The 18,394-nt window shown below is 43.0% G+C and carries 11 protein-coding genes; 7 read left to right on the top strand and 4 right to left on the bottom strand.

Annotated features, from left to right (window positions below; genetic code table 11):
- The first annotated feature begins 17 nt into the window (after positions 1–17).
- From IZT61_RS03560 to IZT61_RS03540, 5 genes are all read left to right on the top strand, one after another.
- Positions 18–1,475: a RagB/SusD family nutrient uptake outer membrane protein gene (locus IZT61_RS03560; protein ID WP_230383835.1), complete on the top strand. Its 1,458-nt coding sequence runs from the start codon at positions 18–20 to the stop codon at positions 1,473–1,475.
- Between the two features lie 34 nt (positions 1,476–1,509).
- Complete coding sequence (locus IZT61_RS03555) at positions 1,510–2,562, top strand: glycoside hydrolase family 2 TIM barrel-domain containing protein (protein WP_196099823.1); 1,053 nt, start codon at positions 1,510–1,512, stop codon at positions 2,560–2,562.
- A 23-nt stretch (positions 2,563–2,585) separates the two neighbouring features.
- Entirely contained in the window at positions 2,586–4,301 is a 1,716-nt protein-coding gene (locus tag IZT61_RS03550) for an arylsulfatase (RefSeq protein ID WP_196099822.1), read from the top strand.
- A gap of 751 nt (positions 4,302–5,052) precedes the next feature.
- Positions 5,053–5,889, top strand: a complete 837-nt coding sequence (locus IZT61_RS03545; protein ID WP_196099821.1) for an alpha/beta hydrolase — start codon at positions 5,053–5,055, stop codon at positions 5,887–5,889.
- A 107-nt stretch (positions 5,890–5,996) separates the two neighbouring features.
- Positions 5,997–7,004 (top strand): LLM class flavin-dependent oxidoreductase, encoded by a 1,008-nt coding sequence (locus IZT61_RS03540; protein WP_196099820.1) that lies wholly within the window; start codon positions 5,997–5,999, stop codon positions 7,002–7,004.
- Between the two features lie 32 nt (positions 7,005–7,036).
- On the opposite strand, the gene IZT61_RS03535 is transcribed toward IZT61_RS03540, so the two are convergent.
- The gene (locus IZT61_RS03535; protein ID WP_196099819.1) at positions 7,037–7,417 is read right to left on the bottom strand and encodes a transmembrane 220 family protein; all 381 of its coding nucleotides are present in this window, start codon (positions 7,415–7,417) and stop codon (positions 7,037–7,039) included.
- 264 nt (positions 7,418–7,681) lie between these two features.
- A complete protein-coding gene (locus tag IZT61_RS03530; protein WP_196099818.1) occupies positions 7,682–13,261 on the bottom strand; it encodes an alpha-2-macroglobulin family protein in 5,580 nt (1,859 codons plus the stop codon).
- 132 nt (positions 13,262–13,393) lie between these two features.
- Here IZT61_RS03530 and IZT61_RS03525 point away from each other — a divergent pair, with 132 nt between their 5' ends.
- Positions 13,394–13,819 carry a nuclear transport factor 2 family protein gene (locus tag IZT61_RS03525; RefSeq protein ID WP_196099817.1) on the top strand — a complete coding sequence of 142 codons (426 nt, stop codon included), beginning with the start codon at positions 13,394–13,396 and terminating at the stop codon, positions 13,817–13,819.
- A gap of 117 nt (positions 13,820–13,936) precedes the next feature.
- Complete coding sequence (locus IZT61_RS03520) at positions 13,937–15,088, top strand: ATP-binding protein (protein ID WP_196099816.1); 1,152 nt, start codon at positions 13,937–13,939, stop codon at positions 15,086–15,088.
- A gap of 113 nt (positions 15,089–15,201) precedes the next feature.
- Here the strand turns inward: IZT61_RS03520 and IZT61_RS03515 are convergent, their stop codons facing one another.
- Both IZT61_RS03515 and topA read right to left on the bottom strand, forming a co-directional pair.
- Entirely contained in the window at positions 15,202–15,606 is a 405-nt protein-coding gene (locus IZT61_RS03515; protein WP_196099815.1) for a hypothetical protein, read from the bottom strand.
- Between the two features lie 189 nt (positions 15,607–15,795).
- Entirely contained in the window at positions 15,796–18,342 is a 2,547-nt protein-coding gene (gene topA, locus IZT61_RS03510; protein WP_196099814.1) for a type I DNA topoisomerase, read from the bottom strand.
- Positions 18,343–18,394: the final 52 nt, after the last annotated feature.

The raw sequence follows: 18,394 nt of genomic DNA, 5'->3' as shown, positions 1-18,394 counted from the left end.
CCTAAAAATCGATCAACATGAAAAAGATATTCACTTATATATTAATCTCCGGGATGGTGTTTTCTATCAGCTCATGCGAGAAATCGCTTGAAGTGTCGCCAAACTCAGAGTTTTCGCCCGATAACGTTTTAAGTACCGATGCAGGTATTAAATCGCTACTGTTTAGTGCCTATGCACAGGCGCAAACCCAAACCAATTCGCGTTGGGTAATCAACGGGGCAGAAATGTGTACCGATGTGGGTTACGATACCGGCGGCGCAGAAAACGGCGGCTTGCTCACACTGATCAATTACACCTGGGACCCAACCACGGCTACTTTTTTCGACGACCTTTGGGCACCAAACTATCGGGCAATTCGCGATGCAAACAATGTAATTCAGAACATTGATGCCGTAAACACAACCGATGCAAACAAGAAACTATATACCGCCGAGGCCAAGGTAATCAGGGCACAAGCGTATGCCATTTTGTACAATAATTTTGGCCCTGTTCCGCTCAGAACTCCCGAAACGCAAACCGGGGCATTGGCAAGGGCAACCAACCAGCAAATGTTGGATTTTATTGAATCTGAAATCACTTCGGCCATTGCCGATTTACCCAATCCGGGTGCCGAAGCAGCGTTTGGCAGGTACAACAAAGGCGTTGCCAATGCAATTTTGGCCAAATTTTACCTCAATAGCAAGCAATGGCAAAAAGCAGCCGATGCTGCAAAAGCAGTGATTGATTTTAACTATTATAGCTTGTTTCCTTCTTTCGAAGGATTATTCAGGGTAGAAAACGAACGCAATAAGGAAATTATTCTGGCCTTGCAGTGCCGCCCCGAAGATCCGTTCGGCAACTGGTTTCAGGCCGGGGCTTTACCGCCGGCTTATAAAAGCAGCCCGCAGTTTCCCAACTACGTTTACACTTCATCGATGTCGAATTTTGCCACCATGTATCGCTTAAGAACGGCGTTTACCAATACTTTTGCGCCAACAGACAAGCGACTTTCGTTAATTTTAACAAGCTATGTAAATACCAGCAACGCAACTGTAAGCCTCGCAACCGGCGATAATGCCCGGAGTTTTAAATATTGGGATAATGCTACGGTTGGTAACAATAGCGGAACGGATGTGCCTGTTTTGCGCTATGCAGATATGTTGCTTACCCGTGCCGAGGCGCTGAACGAACTGAGCGGCCCAACAACCGAAAATTTGGGATTAATAAATCAGGTAAGAACCAGAGCAGGATTGGCAAATCTTATCTTAATCGATGTTCCATCGAAAGAGTTATTCCGCGATGCCATTTTAAGAGAAAGGGGATGGGAGTTTGTATCGGAAGGCAAACGCCGCGAAGACATGGTTCGCCAGGGAAAATTGATCAGTAATGCCATTGCCCGTGGAATCAGCAATGCGAAAGAACACCGCGTATTGTTCCCAATTCCGCAGTCGGAACTTGATGCCAACAAACTTTGCACACAGAACCCGGGATATTAAATCGTTTTAGTTAAATTAGCAAATATTATAAATTATGAGAAACCTATTGATTTTTATTGCATGCTTTAGCATCAGCACTTCTTTTGCGCAAAGCAGATGGACACCAGAACAGGCGAATGCCTGGTACAAAAAGCAACCCTGGATGACGGGGTGTAACTATCAGCCGGCATCGGCCATTAACCAGTTAGAAATGTTTCAGGCCGATACTTTCGATCCCAGACAAATTGATAAAGAACTGGGTTGGGCGCAAGAGCTGGGCTTTAATACCATGCGGGTTTTTCTTCACCATGTGGCCTGGACATCAGACAAAGCGGGGTTTAAAAAACGCTTAAACGAATATCTGGATATATCAGCTAAACACAACATCAAAACGATGTTAGTCTTTTTTGATGATTGCTGGAATGATAAATACGCCGCTGGGAAGCAGCCAGAACCAAAAACAGGTGTGCACAACAGCGGTTGGTTAAGAGATCCGGGTACGGACATCAGAAACAATGCCGACAGCTTGAAAATGTTGGAGGCTTATGTGAAAGATATTATCACCACACACAAAGATGATAAGCGCATTGCCATGTGGGATTTATACAACGAACCGGGAAACAACGGCTATGTAGATAAAAGCCTCGACTTGTTGAAACAGGTTTTTGTATGGGCGAAAGCCGTTAACCCGAGCCAGCCAATTACCGCAGGCGTTTGGAATTACAACGATAACTTCGCTAACCTGAATAAAGTTCAGCTCGAAAACTCTGATGTGATCACTTACCACCATTACGGTTATGTAGATCGTCACCTTGGTAAAATAAACGATTTAAAAGCCTACAACCGTCCTTTGGTTTGTACCGAATATATGGCCCGAAGAAACGGAAGCTTATTTCAAACGATTATGCCGATGTTAAAAGCTGAAAATGTTGGTGCCATTAACTGGGGCTTTGTATCGGGCAAAACCAATACTATTTATGCATGGGATACACCAATGCCAGGCGGCAAAGAACCCGAATTGTGGTTTCACGACATTTACAAACAGGATAAAACCCCGTTTAGCGAAAATGAAGTGAAAACGATTAAAGCCCTGAATGGCAAGAAATAGTTGCGTTAACAAATACACTAAACATGAAATCAAAAAAACTATTCCTTTCGTTGGCGGTTGTTTCCGGATCGGCTTTGATTTTTCTGAGCGCTTTTGATAAGAACCCGAAAAAAGCCAAAACTGAAGTCAAGGCAGAAAGGCCAAATATTGTGGTTATCCTGGCCGATGATATGGGTTTTTCTGATGCCGGATGCTACGGCGGAGAAATCAATACACCGAATATAGATTTTCTGGCAAATAATGGCCTGCGATACAGAGAATTTTATAACACCTCGAGGTGTTGCCCAACCCGGGCTTCGTTATTAACGGGATTGTATAATCAGCAGGCCGGAATTGGCAAAATGACCGAGGCGGAAAATGAGCCGGGTTATTTAGGCCGCCTTGCAGATAATAGCGTAACCATTGCCGAAGTTCTAAAAACAGCAGGATACAATACCGCAATGTCGGGCAAGTGGCATGTTTCAAACACATTTGTACAGAACGACCCGAAAGAACAACTGGCCTGGTTAAATCACCAAAAAGATTATGGCGATTTTTCGCCAATAAGCCAATATCCAACCAGCAGAGGTTTCGATCAGTTTTTTGGTACCATTTGGGGCGTGGTCGATTTCTTCGATCCATTTAGTTTGGTGAGCGGAACCAAGCCGATTAAAAATGTTCCCAAAGATTATTATCAAACTGATGCCATCAACGATACGGCCGTTGCATACATCAATTCATGGAAAAAGTCGCAAAAGCCGTTTTTCCTTTATGTAGCTCAAAATGCGCCGCACTGGCCGTTGCAGGCTAAGCCGGAAGATATCGCAAAATATAAAGACACCTACAAAGGCGGTTGGGACGTAATTCGCGAAGCACGGTATAAAAAAATGGCTAAACTTGGCCTGATCGATACCAACACCACCAAATTGTCTAAACCTTTGCCTCGTGCCACCAGCTGGGAAAACAATCCCGATAAAGTTTGGGATGCAGAGGCAATGGCTGTTCACGCCGCCATGATCGATAGAATGGATCAGGGAATTGGAAGAATTATCGATGCCTTGCGTAAAACAGGGAAGCTGGACAATACGATTATTGTGTTCCTTTCAGACAATGGCGCAAGCCCCGAAAATGCGGCGGCCTATGGTGCGGGCTTCGATCGCCCAAGCGAAACGCGAACTGGCTCACCAATTATTTATGCCACCAAAAAACAAGCTATGCCGGGTCCGCAAACCACCTATAGTTCTATCGGTAAGGTTTGGGCAAACGTGGCTAACACGCCATATCAGTACGCCAAAGCCGAATCGTTTGAGGGAGGAATTCACACGCCGATGGTTGCTTTTTGGCCAAAAGGTATAAAAGCTCAAAAAGGCGGTTTCAGCAACCAACGCGGCCATGTGATGGACTTTATGAAAACCTTTATCGACTTGGCGGGGGCAAAGTACCCTGCAACTTATAAAGGCAAAACGATTAAGCCAACACCGGGAATCAGCCTTGTTCCATCGTTCGAAGGTAAAGACAATGCAGGCCACGAAGTGCTTTTTAACGAACATTTTGGTGCCCGATATGCAAGGTCTGGAAATTGGAAACTGGTTTCACTCAGTAACGATACCACCTGGCACCTGTTCGACCTCTCGAAAGATAAGACAGAAGTGAACGATGTTGCAAAGCAAAATCCACAAAAAGTTGCGGAACTTAAAGCGCTTTGGAAAGATTGGGCCAATACCAACCAGGTGTTCCCAAAACCGGGCCGCGGGAAATAATGGCGGGTATTAGCCGATAAAAAGGCGTATTGCGCTCTAAAAACAACTGTTTATAAATTTACTTAAAGAAGTCAAGCTTTTAAAGCTTGACTTCTTTTTAATAGATTGTTGCATTCATCCGATGAATAATTAGGCGCTTTGCAGGTATTCATCGGATGACTTTTACCCTCAAACCAATCACAACCTGTCGTCGTTCCCACGTTTTTCGGTTCAACCCTTCTAATAAGGTCGAAAAGATCTCCAAAGAGGGACAATAAGATGCTGCTTTAAACCCAAATACCATAACGTCAATGGTGGCGCCAACTATGAACTGTCGTCATCCTCAGCTTGGCTGGGGACCTTAATACAAAGGCTCATCCATTTGCATTACGATTCCCGCCTGTGCGGGAAAGACGGCAAAAATAAAGGTCATTCATATTAAATTTATACCAAATCTTTCTTATAATGACAACCAAAGAGCTTAAGTTAGCTTGGAATGGGCAGACAGGGGTTTAAGAACAGCGGCCTGCACAGCAGAAAGCAGGCGTATTGCGCTTAAAAAATTTTACTTAAAGAAGTCAAGCTTTAAAAGCTTGACTTCTTTTTAATAGGTCGTTGCAACCATGCGATAACTAACAAGCACTCATCGGATGACTTTATAGGACGAAAACCCCTATATGTTCAGCATTTTGCTCAACAGCGTTTACACAGAAAATTAGCATGATAATTGAAGTTTTTCTATATTTAATGGCACAAACATCCTAAGTTTAAAATGAAAAGAAACCTATTTTTAAAAGCCTTTTTACTTGTCTTAACAATTTTTTCTAACGTTGCATCTGCGGCCACTGTCGATACCGTGCTCACGCATAGCAAAGCGATGAAAAAAAACATTAAGGCGGTTGTTATCAAACCAGAAAGTTATAGTAACGACAAACGGTTTCCGGTGCTGTATCTGCTTCACGGTGCCGGCGGAAAATATGGCGAATGGATTAATAAAACGCCTGATAAAGAAACTGTTAAACGGCTTGCCGATCGATACAATATGGTGGTTGTTTGTCCGGATGGTGGCGTAACAAGCTGGTATTTTGATAGTCCGGTGGATCCGACTTACAAGTATGAAACTTATGTAGCTTCTGAGCTGGTTGAATACATCGATGGGCATTACTCCACAATAAAGGATCGTGCCGGTCGGGCAATTACGGGGTTAAGCATGGGCGGACACGGTGGCCTGTATCTTGCGTTTAGGCATCAGGATGTTTTTGGCGCTTGTGGTAGCATGAGTGGTGGTGTCGACATTCGGCCGTTTCCCGAAAACTGGGATCTTGCCAAAAGACTGGGAAAGTACAGTGAACATCCCCAGAATTGGGAGGCCAATACAGTGATCAATTTAACGCATTTGCTAACGCCGAATAAACTGGCCATTATTTTCGATTGTGGCTACAGCGACTTCTTTTACAAGGTAAATGTCGATCTTCATAATAAATTGCTTGATAGAAATATCCCTCACGATTTTACGGTGAGACCGGGCGGTCACACCTGGGATTACTGGCAAAATGCTGTTGCTTACCAAATGCTATTTTTTAGCAATTTCTTCAATAGAACGAACTAGATTTGTCATAGCAATATTTCAATGTTGCTCAAAGGTCATTTGTAAAAATCGAGGCGGTAATTGCTTTTCCATTAGATATTTTTGTGGGATAGAATAGCTACGCATTTATGGATACTTCGATATTAAAAAATATACCTTACTCAGTTTTAGACCTGGCCACCGTTTTGGATGGTCACACTGCCGCCGATACTTTTAAAGCCAGTTTGGAGATTGCACAACAATCAGAACGATTAGGTTACAAGCGTTATTGGTTTGCAGAACATCACAATATGGCGGGGGTAGCCAGTTCTGCAACGTCTGTTTTAATTGGTTTTATTGCGGGCGGTACCTCAACAATCCGCGTAGGGTCGGGTGGCATTATGTTGCCCAATCATTCGCCACTTATTGTTGCAGAGCAGTTCGGCACGTTGGCATCACTCTATCCCAACCGGATCGATTTAGGACTCGGCAGAGCCCCGGGTACCGATCAGGTTACGGCCATAGCCATAAGAGGAGAAAACTTTCAGGCTGTACACAATTTTCCGAGAGATATCGACAGACTTCATCAATATTTTTCTGCTGATAATGCCAAATCGAGCGTAAGGGCAATTCCGGGTGAGGGGTTGGATATCCCGATCTGGGTTTTAGGATCGAGTACCGATAGTGCAAGGTTAGCTGCAGAAAAGGGGTTACCTTATGCTTTTGCAAGCCATTTTGCACCAACTTATTTTGAGCAGGCTATTGCCATTTACCGCAATAACTTTAAACCTTCGAAGTTTTTAAGCGAGCCTTATGTAATGGCTTGTGTAAATGTGGTTGCTGCTGATACCGATGCCGCCGCCGAACGGTTATCTAGTTCGGTAAAAAGAATGTTCCTCGGCGTAATTACGGGTAGGAGAGAGATGCTGAAACCCGCTGTCGATAATTTTGATGCACAATGGGATAACCTCGAAAGAGATGCGGTTGAGCAAATGCTTTTTTATTCTTTTATAGGAAGTAAAGAAACGATAGCAGCAAACCTTAAAAGTTTTGTGGCCAAACATGGCGTAAATGAAGTAATGAGTACCTCGCACATTTACGATCATCAGGCAAAACTGCATTCCAATCGCCTTTTTGCAGAAGTGTTTGATGTTTAGTTGCTGAATTGAAGAGTCATCTTGACGGTAACTCACTTTGCCTTCGTGTCCGGTTTGGACGCGAAATAATCGACAGCCAAAACAACAATAAGGATGAGCAGGCCGCCAAACTCACGGGTTTCTTCAATCCAAGGCTTCGATGCTTTCATGCTCATTGCAATGTTTTCGGCCTGATGATCTTCATACCAGTTAATTACGCCCGTTTTATCAAAAAATAAAAATGCAGCATAAATGAGGTAAACAGAAATCCCCAATAGATAGAGCTTGGGATAATATTTCTGTCTGCTATACTCAAAGCAAAGCCATGCACCATACAGGTAAATAGGCACCCAAACATACGGATCAGGATCGTTGTACTGCAAAGCTGCAGAAATGATAAACAGGATGCAGAAAAGAATATTAATGATTTTCAATGTGTCCGCAGATTTGAGCGATAAAGTTATAAAAGATTATTGAAATGCGATTTGTTGGGGATTGTCGTTATGCTATTGGTCGAGATTTACAATCTCGGGTTTTGATGAACGTCGTCATTGCGAGGCAGGAAGCAATCTTTTTTCGTAGAATCAGATTGCTTCGCCTCGCACCAGTCCGGACTCGCAATGACGAATATCCAGTTACTAGTCGTAGCGAGACACTACGACCAGTTTTCAGACGCTACGACCAGTTTCAGCTAAAACCTACTTCACTACCTGAACCCACTTGCCATTTTGTGTGGCAGATATATCCTTATTGTACATGGCTTCGCATTGAACTGCCGACAAATAAAATTTGCCGAGATACGACGCGTTCAATAACACCTTGTAAACTAAGCTTTCACCTTCTCGAATGTTAAAATAAGTAAACACCCTATCGTCCCTGATATCCTGATAGGTGTACGGTGACGAGGCCAGAATGCTCTGATTGTCGTTAAGGCGTGTATTGATGATTTCCCATCCCGAGGGGAAAATCTGTGTTAACGCCATCTGTTCATAGTAACCCATTTTACCCGGGTTTTTAATCGTTACTTCGGCATAAAAATCAGTTCCCTGCCTTAAGATTGTTGGATCCAACGGTTTGCCATTTAAACGTTTATAAGTAATATCCATATCCAAAACCTCTGGTCTGTTCGGCAAAAAGTCGTTCTGACCAGCAACTGGTTGTCCTTCCAAAACAAGGCGTGCAAACAGTACATTGTTGCCGTTGTTGGTAACCGATGCGGTATTTCCTTTAAAGTTAATGGCAGTGCTGTTTAAGTACTGGTTTGAGTTTATTACAGCCGATTTCTCATCAAGCACATATTGGTATTGCAACTTGCTGGCAGACTGTGTGCTTCCACAGAACTTAGCAATGGCCAGTAAACTGTATGCGGTAGTTTGTGTGCTGTACCAGTTATTTTCGCCCAATTTGGCGGCAAGTGGCTGTAATAAACCTGCGGCCTTCGCCTTTTGACCAAGCAGGGTCAGCGTTTCCAAAATCATGGCCTGATCTCTAACATCCGAGCCATACGTGCCGCCCAATTGTTTGTAAGGTTCTATAGCAGTGGGCAGGCCAGCAATCATATTTTGAGCTACACTACTTTGGCCAGCTAATTTATAGGCGGCCGCTAATCGCCATTTAGAAGCCACAGAAAGGTATTCAAAGGCTTTGAGGCGGTTCATTGCTGCCATTTCCGGTTTTTTGGCCAGCGCCAGAACATATAACCGGTAAGCTTGCGATAAATCGCCTCCGTAAAAATTATTGCTGTTTGGTACCCAGTTGGCCGCTTTGGTTTTTTGGTAACGTAACAGTTCATCGAGCAAACCGACAGGTAAGGTGTAACCCGCATTTTGCGCCTCAACCAAAAAATGTCCGGCGTAATTGCTTCCCCACTCATCGGCGCTGCCCTGACCGGGCCAGTAAGATAATCCACCATCGGTGCTTTGGAACCCTTTTAACCTTTTAATTCCTGCCCTGATATTCGCCTCAGTTTTTGCCTTTTGCTGTTCACTCAGCGGGCTCAAGCGGTCTAAATAGAGTTGTGGGAAAACGCCCGAGGTAATTTGTTCGATGCAGCCATGAGGATATTGTATCAGATAATTGAGTCGTTTCGTTAAGTTTATCGGCGGAATGGACGACACCTCGAGCGACCCCGAGTTAGTGCCTGCCATACCGATGCCCTGATACTTTACAGCCCATTTGGTGTGCGGCTGAATGGTTGCCGACACAACATTTGTAACGTAAGGATTAGGGTTTCTGATATCCATTTCAACATCGTAAACCGTTTTCTCAGCGCCACTTTGTGCAATTACCTTCACTTTGGCAATGCCCACGGTATTTGGCGCCTGCACCTCGAAATAGGCAACTTGTTCGCCCTTTTGTTTATAGTAAAGCTGCTGTTTGTTAGTGCCCTGAACGATTAAGTTGCTGGCCTGTAATTGAACAGCAACATTTTTCAGGTTGTTTTCCGTCGCGAAAACCGTAACGGGCAGTGTAAAGCGCTCACCAGGGCCAATAACCCGTGGCAGCGTGGCTAGCACCATCAGTGGTTTTTTAACCTGAACAGATTTTTCGGCAAAGCCGTAGGCCGCGTCCTGTCCTGCAACAACCATCGCTCTAACAGCACCGATGTATTGCGGCAGCTTAAATTTATGGGTTTTGTGTTCGCCCTTGCCCAAACTAAACGGACCGAGATATTGTACCACCGCCTTAAATCGGTTGGCCTTCGCCGGGTTGAGGTTCCTGTTAATGTTTCCGTCTCCACCGATACTCAAAATGCGCTCTAAGTTACCTCCCCAGGCGCCCAAAACATAGTCGAATAAATCCCATGTTTTAACGCCCAGCCCTTCGCGGGCATAAAAAGCACTGTGCGGATCGGGTGTTTTAAAGCGGGTAAGATCTAACAAACCTTCGTCCACAAGCGCAATAGTGTAAGTCATTGCTTTGTTGTTCTGTTCGCCTACGGTAATGGTGTTTTCGGTTTCTGGCTTAATCTTGTCCAACATTTTAATGGTTGGCTTCAAAATAGTTTGAGGGTCTTCAACCGAAAGGGGAATGGCGCCATACATTCTGATCGGCAAATCGTTAACTGTTTGTGCATGCGGCTGCAATAGCGTAATGTTTGCAAAAACGTTCGGTGCCATCTCTTTCTCGGCCTTAAATTTATATTGCGTTTGCCCGGCCTTGGTATCAATCCAAAAAGTTTTTAAAACACGACTTCCGTTTTCAATGGAAATTAACGCCCGGCCGTTTTTACCGGTGGGGACGGTTAGCGTAATCTCTTCGCCAACGGTAAACTTTTCTTTGTTGGCAGTAAACGAGAGCATCGATGCCTCGGTAGGGTTAGCGCCCTGCTCACGTTGGGCCCATCCCGGCCAGTCTACATAAACAGATTTCCCCGTAACATGGCCGCCGTTCAAATCACGAACGAGGATTAAATAGCGGCCCCATTCAGGTTCGTCGACGCGTAAATTCCAGCTCCCTTTGCCGTTTGAAAGCATGATCTGATGTTTTTCGACCAGTTTATTGTATTGGTTCTGCGTAAAATTGGCGTAGGTATATTGGTTATCCTGTTCCCACCACCAGCGCCACTGCGTTTTATAAAGTTCTATCTCAACGGCTTTGCTGCCACCAATTAATTTCCCATCGGTGTTAACGTTTACAATTTCAATCTTATGGTCTTTTCCTGTTACCAACATGCCGCTCAGGCGATCGCCAGCCGGTGGCCGAATGCCTAAATAGCTTTTATAAACATGATAGGGGATGCTAAAATTGTCAATACTGAAATTGCCTCCCGGTTCGAACACTTTTGTGGTAAAATTTGCAAGCAAAACGCCGGGGGCGGTGTTGTTTTCATTTAAATTAGTATTAATCTGGGCAGATCCGGTAGCATTTAAAGTGCCTTCGAAAATTGTTTTTACCTGCGATTCGAAAACCACTGTGGGGTTATCGAAGCTAAAGCCATCAAAGCCCTTAAATTTTGTTTCGGTAGTGTTCAGGTTTACATCCACCTTGGCCTTTAAGTTTTGTGCCGGGGCTCCAAATAGCCAGCTTGCCCTAAGCGTAGCGGCCGATGTTCCCGTGGTTAAATACGACCTGTTGCCAACGTTGAAATCGATTTTTAGACGATTTGGCATTACGGTCTCAATCTTTAATGTCTTGCTAAACGTGGCGCCGCCGGCTTTTACTTTGGCTAACCAATTTCCGGTGGGGGCGGTACTTTCTGTTGCGGTTTTAAATGCATAAAATCCATTCAGCGGTTTGCCGTTTATCAGGCGTTTATAGAGCTGTCCTTTTGGGTTGTAAATTTCCATGGTTACCGGATAATTCGCAGGCAACTTCTTTAGCTTATCTTCAAGCACAAACGAAATGAACAAGCTGTCGCCAGGTCGCCAAACGCCCCGTTCGCCATATATAAATCCTTTTAAACCGCTTTGTACCACATCGCCTCCAACATCGAACCGACTCAATGGCAGTGAGTTTCCATCATCAAGCTTCAGGTAACCGCGTTCGGTGCCTTTTTTGGCAATTAGCAAGAATGGCTGGCGTTTTAAATCAAACTTAGCAAAGCCATCACCATCTGTTTTCGAGGTAAAGATAATTTGCTTTTGGTAATCCATTAGCTCCAAATCAACTCCGCTCAGCGGCTTCGCAGTAAGTAAATCTGTCGCTACAATGAGCATGCTGTTGTCGTTGCCACGCTTGGCTACCAAACCAATATTTGATGCAAGTAAATTGCGACTTGCCCAGCGCTCATTGGTGTAAAATGATGGTGTGCAGGGGTTATCGCGGTCGTTCCAACGGTAATTTCTGGGGTAATAATTATTATAACGCTGCCAAAAATCATCGTCTTCATCAATTTTTTCGCCATAGCCGTCGTAGTCATCGTATTCCGCGTTGTCCGTTTCTTCATCGCCAGCTTTGCAGTTGTACGCATTGTATTCTTGCCTAAAAGCAATGGTAACCCGATACATGGCGCCTGGTTCAGTCTTGATCAGCTTATCCAAATCGAGTGTAAAGCGGTTCTTTTTATGAAGATTTAACGATTTATCTTCATCTAAACGCACTGTTTTTTGTAAAATGGGTTTGGCAACACGGCGGAGTTCGTTCCCGTCTTTGTAGCCATTGGACTGGAAAAATTGAGGGATGTTGTTTTCGTAGATTTTTATTACGGTTACATCAACTGCTTTCAAATTTACCGCCTCAAAAGGCAACACCAGCTTTTCTGAATTAGGTAAAATGGTTCCGGCACCGGCAATGGTTACAGCCGGGAGTTTATCTTCGAATACCAATTGGGCGGTTTTTCCACCCGATAGCCTTTTGCCGTTAATATTTTCTACGCCGCTGTTTACTGTCAGCGTATAATTGCCTTTCAACTCCTCGGCCGCATACACCTTTACCTGGCTGGCATCAATCGTAAACCTGAGATCGCTCAAATTACCAAGCGCAATGAGTCCGGCCAAATCCTGACTTACGCTAACGGGCTCCGAAAACTGAACTAGAGCGTAATCTTCTTCGCCCTGAATGGCTTTCATATCCAGAATTTCAAACTTGTTCAAGGCGGGAATCCGGATTTCTTCCGAACCTTTTTGCTCGGCATTGATTGCGTCGCCATCCCAGTTGATTTTAAGGGTTTGGTCTGCCGCAGTTTTTTTGATGCTATCGATGGTAAATTTTGAAGTGTTATTGGCAGGATTGTGTTGCCATTTGATGTTCAATTTCTGCTCAAAATCGAGTTCGATGGTTTTTTCAATCTTCGCGGTTTCCTCAACATCGGCGGTGCTAAGTTCGCCCGTAAGCTTCATGTAATCTAAAGAAGTGTTGTTTTGTGATACCAGGCCATTTTGGGTAAGCATTACACCCGGTGTAATTACCTTAAATTCAAAGTCGAAATCTTCCAACCCTTTCTCAGTCGGCGCAACTTCCGATAACTTGAACGTAGCTTCATATTCCTTGCCCGGCTTCAGGTTTTCATCAGGACGAAACTCGATGGTTTGTGGATCAATCCAGTACGTTTTCCCCGAAATACCGGGCGAAAAGTCGAATAACTTTCTTTCATCGGCCTTTCCCAAATCGTGCATGCCAGTTGCCGCATTGGCCAAATGAACACGAATGAAGCTCTTTTTTGAGATCGTTCCTGAGGTATAAGCTTCGATGTACTTCGCGTATTCCTGGTTATAATCGCTCGTTTTTTTCTTTTTATTAAAGTAGATAAAAACAATTGCCGCGATAGATAAGGCAAACAAAGCGATAAAAATGAATTTCTTTCTTGGTGACGATTGATAGGTTGAGGGTTGTTCCATCTTGAGATTTTAGATTGACGTAGGGAAATTAACTAAAAATTGCGTTAAAATGCATGATGTGGAAAATTACTGTTTCGATTTGTTCCTTAACTCCGATTTAGATATGTTTACAATATCAACCCAATTTTTGATATGATAATTAAGAAACTGTTAATTTTCTCGAGTTTGATATTGGCCTCAAACCTATCGTTCGGACAAAAGACTGAAGTAGAAGCGGCCGTTAAAGCGTTGACCGCCTTAATGGTGACACCGGATAGTGTGGCTTTGAATAAACTGATTTTAAATGATTTGAGTTACGGACACTCGAGCGGGAAGGTGCAAACGAAGCAAGAATTTATGCATTCGCTATTGTCTGGAGAATCTGATTTTGTAAATATTAATTTAACCGATCAAACGGTAATTGTTCAAAATAAAACCGCTTTGGTTCGCCATATGTTAAATGCAAAAACGAACGATAAAAATGTTCCGGGAACGGTTAAATTGCAGATTTTATTGGTTTGGAGCAAAGAAAAGGCAGGCTGGAAGCTGCTCGGTCGGCAGGCGGTTAAGGTGCCTTAGGGAGTTTGGAGTATTGAGTTTGGAGTGAGGAGTTTGGAGTGAGGAGTTGTGGGTGCAGAACATCATTGCTGATTCCTTACAATTTCGGAATTCAATTCCTAAGTTGTAATATTGCATATGATTGATAGGATAGCCAAAAAAGAATTATTAGCATTATGTGATCAATTTAAGGCCGTAGCAGTTATTGGCCCTCGTCAATCGGGCAAAACAACATTAACAAGAAATGCCTTTCCAAATAAGCCTTATGTTTCCTTAGAGAATCCTGATACTCGATTATTTGCTCAAGATGATCCTCGTGGGTTTTTGAGCCAATTTCCTGACGGAGCAATTTTAGATGAAGCACAAAAAACACCTCAACTATTTTCCTATCTGCAACAAATTCTTGATGAATCGTCAACAACGGGAAAATTTATTATAACAGGTTCCAATAATTTTTTGTTACAAGAAAGCATTGTTCAAAGCTTAGCCGGTAGAATTGCTTACATAAAACTTTTACCGTTTTCAGTTTCAGAGTTGAAAGCCGCAGATATTATCCCTGATAATGTAAATAACTTTCTGATTAAGGGTGGATACCCACCAATTTATGACCAAAATATCCCCCCTTATAAATGGCATCAAAACTATATCAATACTTATTTAGAAAAAGATGTCAGGCAAATTAAGAATATCATAAATCTGTCTCTGTTTGAACGGTTTCTAAGGTTATGCGCTGGTAGGGTGGGGCAACTGTTAAATATGAACAGTTTAGGAATAGAAGTAGGGGTAGATAGTAAAACAATAGCTTCGTGGATTAGTATTTTAGAAAGTAGTTTTGTTGTTTACCTGTTGAAGCCTCACCACCGAAACTTTAATAAAAGGGTTGTTAAAATGCCTAAATTGTATTTCTATGATAGTGGATTGGCTGCAGCATTGCTTGGCATACAAAATGAATCTCAACTCGATACACATCCGGTGAAAGGAAGCCTTTTTGAAAATATGATTGTTGTAGAAATGCTAAAAACCAGATTTAACTCTGGCTTAAGTGATAATTTATTTTTTTGGAGGGATAATGTTGGAAATGAAATCGACATTTTAGTCGACGAGGCCGGGGCACTATACCCGATTGAAATTAAAGCAGGTAAAACTATTAATAACGATTATTTTAAGGGCATTGCGTTTTGGAATAAATTAACAGATAGCACAGGCGGCCAGATTATATATGCAGGAAATGAAAAACAGTTAAGAAGTAATAAAATAAATGTTTATCCTTGGAATAATACAGAATTTTAACTCACTTAATCTAAACTAATGACTTTTGGCCTATAATTTAAGTCCTTAGTGGTTAGTCCATAATCTAGGGTTCAAATGCACAACCCTGCCAAATGAACCAATGAACCAATAAACTATTTTATCATCACACCCGGCCGGTTAACCAGCGGGATTTTTATTAAATTGGTATCGATTATACTTTCTGGTAGGAAGATGAATTTTTTGTCGTAAATCGTCGATCCGATATAGTAGCTTAACCAATATTCGTTTGTTAAACCAAAAACCTCCGGATCTATCGCTTCAACGCCTTTAAAATCATTTGCATTCATATCGCCAATAAAATGCCTCAATACCGATGTTTTCACTGGCTTGCCATCTTTCTCTCCATAGCCTTTCGAACTGATTAGTACATTCGTAATTGGCTCGTTCTTAAGGTTGATCAAATACACCGTCCAGTTTTTTACCTCTGGCGTTTCGCCCATCAATACGACGGCCATCGCTATATCCTCAACTGTATTTTCTGGTAAATCTGCTTTCAATGTTGTAATTATTGAATTATTGAATGAGTAAATGATTGAATGAGTGAATGATCAAATTATTGAATGGGTTAATTGTTTAATAGCTTTATTGTTAAATTGTTTTACTGCTTAATCGGTTAATTGCCAACTGAAAACTGTAAACTGTCAACTGAAAACTCCCAACTCAAAACTGTCAACTCCGAACTCCATTTACTTCTTCTTCGCTACAGCTTTCTTCTTCGCGGGTGCTTTTTTCTTTTTCTCGAAAGCATTTGGCACTTGCTCAACAATCATTTTCTTAATCACCTCCAAATCCACATCGGCCAATTCTTCTGCAGTGTATTTCTGTTTTGTTGCTTCATTGTTTCTGAGTTTAAGCATCAGTTTTCCGAAACGGATAAACGGTCCCCATCTGCCATTTTCGATCGAGATTTTCTCTTCATCCCAGGTTTTAATGTAGCGATTGGCTTCTTTTTCAACCTTTTTACTAATCAAAGCATCGATATCGGCTTGCGACAGATTTTCGAAATCATATCCCTTTGCGGGCACATTGATAAACAAGTCGTTCCATTTTATAAACGGGCCGAAGCGGCCTTTTCCTTTGGTTACCCCTAAGCCCTCGTAATAGGCAATAGGCGCATCAGCGTCCATTTTTTCCTGAATAATCTGCCCCGCACGCTCGTAGGTTACCGAAAGCGGATCTTCATTTTTAGGCAGCGAGATAAATGTTTCGCCCCATTTAACGTAAGGACCAAAGCGGCCCACACCTACAAGCACTTCCTTGCCTTCAAAATCGGGCAGCGAAAACGGCAGCTTAAATAGTTCGAGCGCTTCTTCTAAAGTAATGGTTGCTACCGATTGGTTGCGCATTAAACTGGCGTAGGTCGGCTTTTCTTCTTCGTCGAGCTCGCCGATTTGAACCAGCGGCCCAAACTTACCAACCTTGGTATACACGTTTTTTCCGCTTGCCGGATCCGTTCCTAACAAACGTTCGCCGGTAGCACGCTCAGCATTTTCGAGGGTGGTTTCAACTTCCGAATGGAACGGGTTATAAAACGAGTGCAACATTTTGGTCCACTCTTGCAGGCCCTGCGCAATCTCATCAAATTCTTTTTCTACTTTGGCGGTGAAATTAAAATCGACAATTCCCTTAAAATGTTCTACCAGGAAATCGTTTACCACTTCGCCAATATCAGTAGGGAAGAGCTTAGACTTTTCGGCACCGGTAATTTCGCTTTTTATTTCCTTTTTTACATTGCCATCAGCTAACACAAAAGAGGTATAGTTTCGTTGCTTGCCATCGCGATCTTCTTTAACTACATAACCACGATTTTGAACGGTTGATATGGTTGGAGCGTATGTTGATGGACGACCAATACCTAATTCTTCGAGTTTTTTAACCAGGCTAGCCTCGGTATATCTTGCCGGCGGACGAGAAAAGCGCTCGGTAGCCTGCATTTCTTTTAAAAATAATTCTTGCCCTTTGGCTAATGGCGGTAAAATGGAGCTGCTTTCTTTATCATCGCTGTCTTCATCATCTGTCGATTCTAAATAAACCTTTAAGAAACCATCAAATTTCAATACCTCACCCTCGGCCACAAGATATTCTTTTCGGGTTGATGCCGTGATTTGAGCAGTTGTTTTTTCGAACAGGGCTTCGCTCATTTGCGATGCAATGGAGCGTTTCCAGATTAAATCGTACAAGCGTTTTTCCGAAATATCGCCGTCAACACTATGCTTATCGAAATAAGTTGGTCGTATTGCCTCGTGCGCTTCTTGGGCACCTGCCGACTTGGTTTTGTAAACCCGTTGCTGGTGGTATTGGTTGCCGTAAGCAGATTTAATTTCGGCAGCGGCAGCATTTAAGGCCGTTTCTGATAAATTAACAGAGTCGGTCCTCATGTATGTAATCTTTCCGGCTTCGTATAAGCGTTGGGCAACCTGCATGGTTCGGGCTACAGAAAAACCTAATTTTCTCGATGCTTCCTGCTGTAGTGTAGAGGTGGTGAAGGGTGCAGCGGGATTGCGTTTTGCGGGTTTGGTTTCTAGACTGGTAATGTCAAATCTGGCATTTAAACAGTCTTTCAAATATTTTTCAGCATCAGCCTCGCTTTCGAAACGTTGCGGCAACTCGGCCTTTACGGTTTCTTTACCCTTACCTGTGGTAAACTGAGCGGTAATTTTGTAGGCAGCAGTGGCGTTAAAATGTTGTACTTCTCTTTCTCTATCTACAATTAAACGTACGGCAACCGATTGAACGCGGCCGGCAGAAAGAGAGGGTTTTACTTTTTTCCATAAAACAGGAGAAAGCTCAAAGCCAACCAACCTATCTAACACACGACGTGCCTGTTGTGCATTTACGAGATTATAATCTATGGTGCGCGGGCTATCTATTGCCTTTAATATAGCCGGCTTGGTAATTTCGTGAAAAACGATTCTTTTTGTTTTTTCCTGCTTAAGCCCTAAAGTTTCGAACAAGTGCCACGAAATGGCTTCACCCTCACGGTCCTCATCGGATGCGAGCCATACCATTTCGGCTGCCTTGGCAAGTTTTTTGAGCTCGGCAACCAGCGCTTTCTTATCGGCCGGAACCTCGTATTTCTGTGCGAAATCGTTTTCAATGTCGATAGCCATATCACCCTTTGCCAAATCACGAATATGGCCATAACTAGATTTTACCAGAAAATCCTTTCCGAGATATCCTTCTATAGTTTTAGCTTTTGCGGGTGATTCGACGATTAATAAGTTTTTGGCCATGAAATACGATTTTGTGCAAATAAAGCTATAATTAAAGGATAAATCCAAACCT

Origin of the sequence: Pedobacter endophyticus (assembly GCF_015679185.1) — a bacterium.
Classification (GTDB): Bacteria; Bacteroidota; Bacteroidia; order Sphingobacteriales; family Sphingobacteriaceae; genus Pedobacter; species Pedobacter endophyticus.
The sequence above is the reverse complement of the archived record's forward strand: the minus strand, read 5'-3'. Positions and strand labels throughout refer to the sequence as shown.

Excerpts from the sequence above, each read along its gene's own strand:
- IZT61_RS03525 (WP_196099817.1), top strand. The coding sequence starts at position 13,394 with ATGATAATTAAGAAACTGTTAATTTTCTCGAGTTTGATATTGGCCTCA.
- IZT61_RS03530 (WP_196099818.1), bottom strand. The coding sequence starts at position 13,261 with ATGGAACAACCCTCAACCTATCAATCGTCACCAAGAAAGAAATTCATT.
- IZT61_RS03550 (WP_196099822.1), top strand. The coding sequence starts at position 2,586 with ATGAAATCAAAAAAACTATTCCTTTCGTTGGCGGTTGTTTCCGGATCG.
- IZT61_RS03540 (WP_196099820.1), top strand. The coding sequence starts at position 5,997 with ATGGATACTTCGATATTAAAAAATATACCTTACTCAGTTTTAGACCTG.
- IZT61_RS03560 (WP_230383835.1), top strand. The coding sequence starts at position 18 with ATGAAAAAGATATTCACTTATATATTAATCTCCGGGATGGTGTTTTCT.
- topA (WP_196099814.1), bottom strand. The coding sequence starts at position 18,342 with ATGGCCAAAAACTTATTAATCGTCGAATCACCCGCAAAAGCTAAAACT.
- IZT61_RS03555 (WP_196099823.1), top strand. The coding sequence starts at position 1,510 with ATGAGAAACCTATTGATTTTTATTGCATGCTTTAGCATCAGCACTTCT.
- IZT61_RS03520 (WP_196099816.1), top strand. The coding sequence starts at position 13,937 with ATGATTGATAGGATAGCCAAAAAAGAATTATTAGCATTATGTGATCAA.
- IZT61_RS03545 (WP_196099821.1), top strand. The coding sequence starts at position 5,053 with ATGAAAAGAAACCTATTTTTAAAAGCCTTTTTACTTGTCTTAACAATT.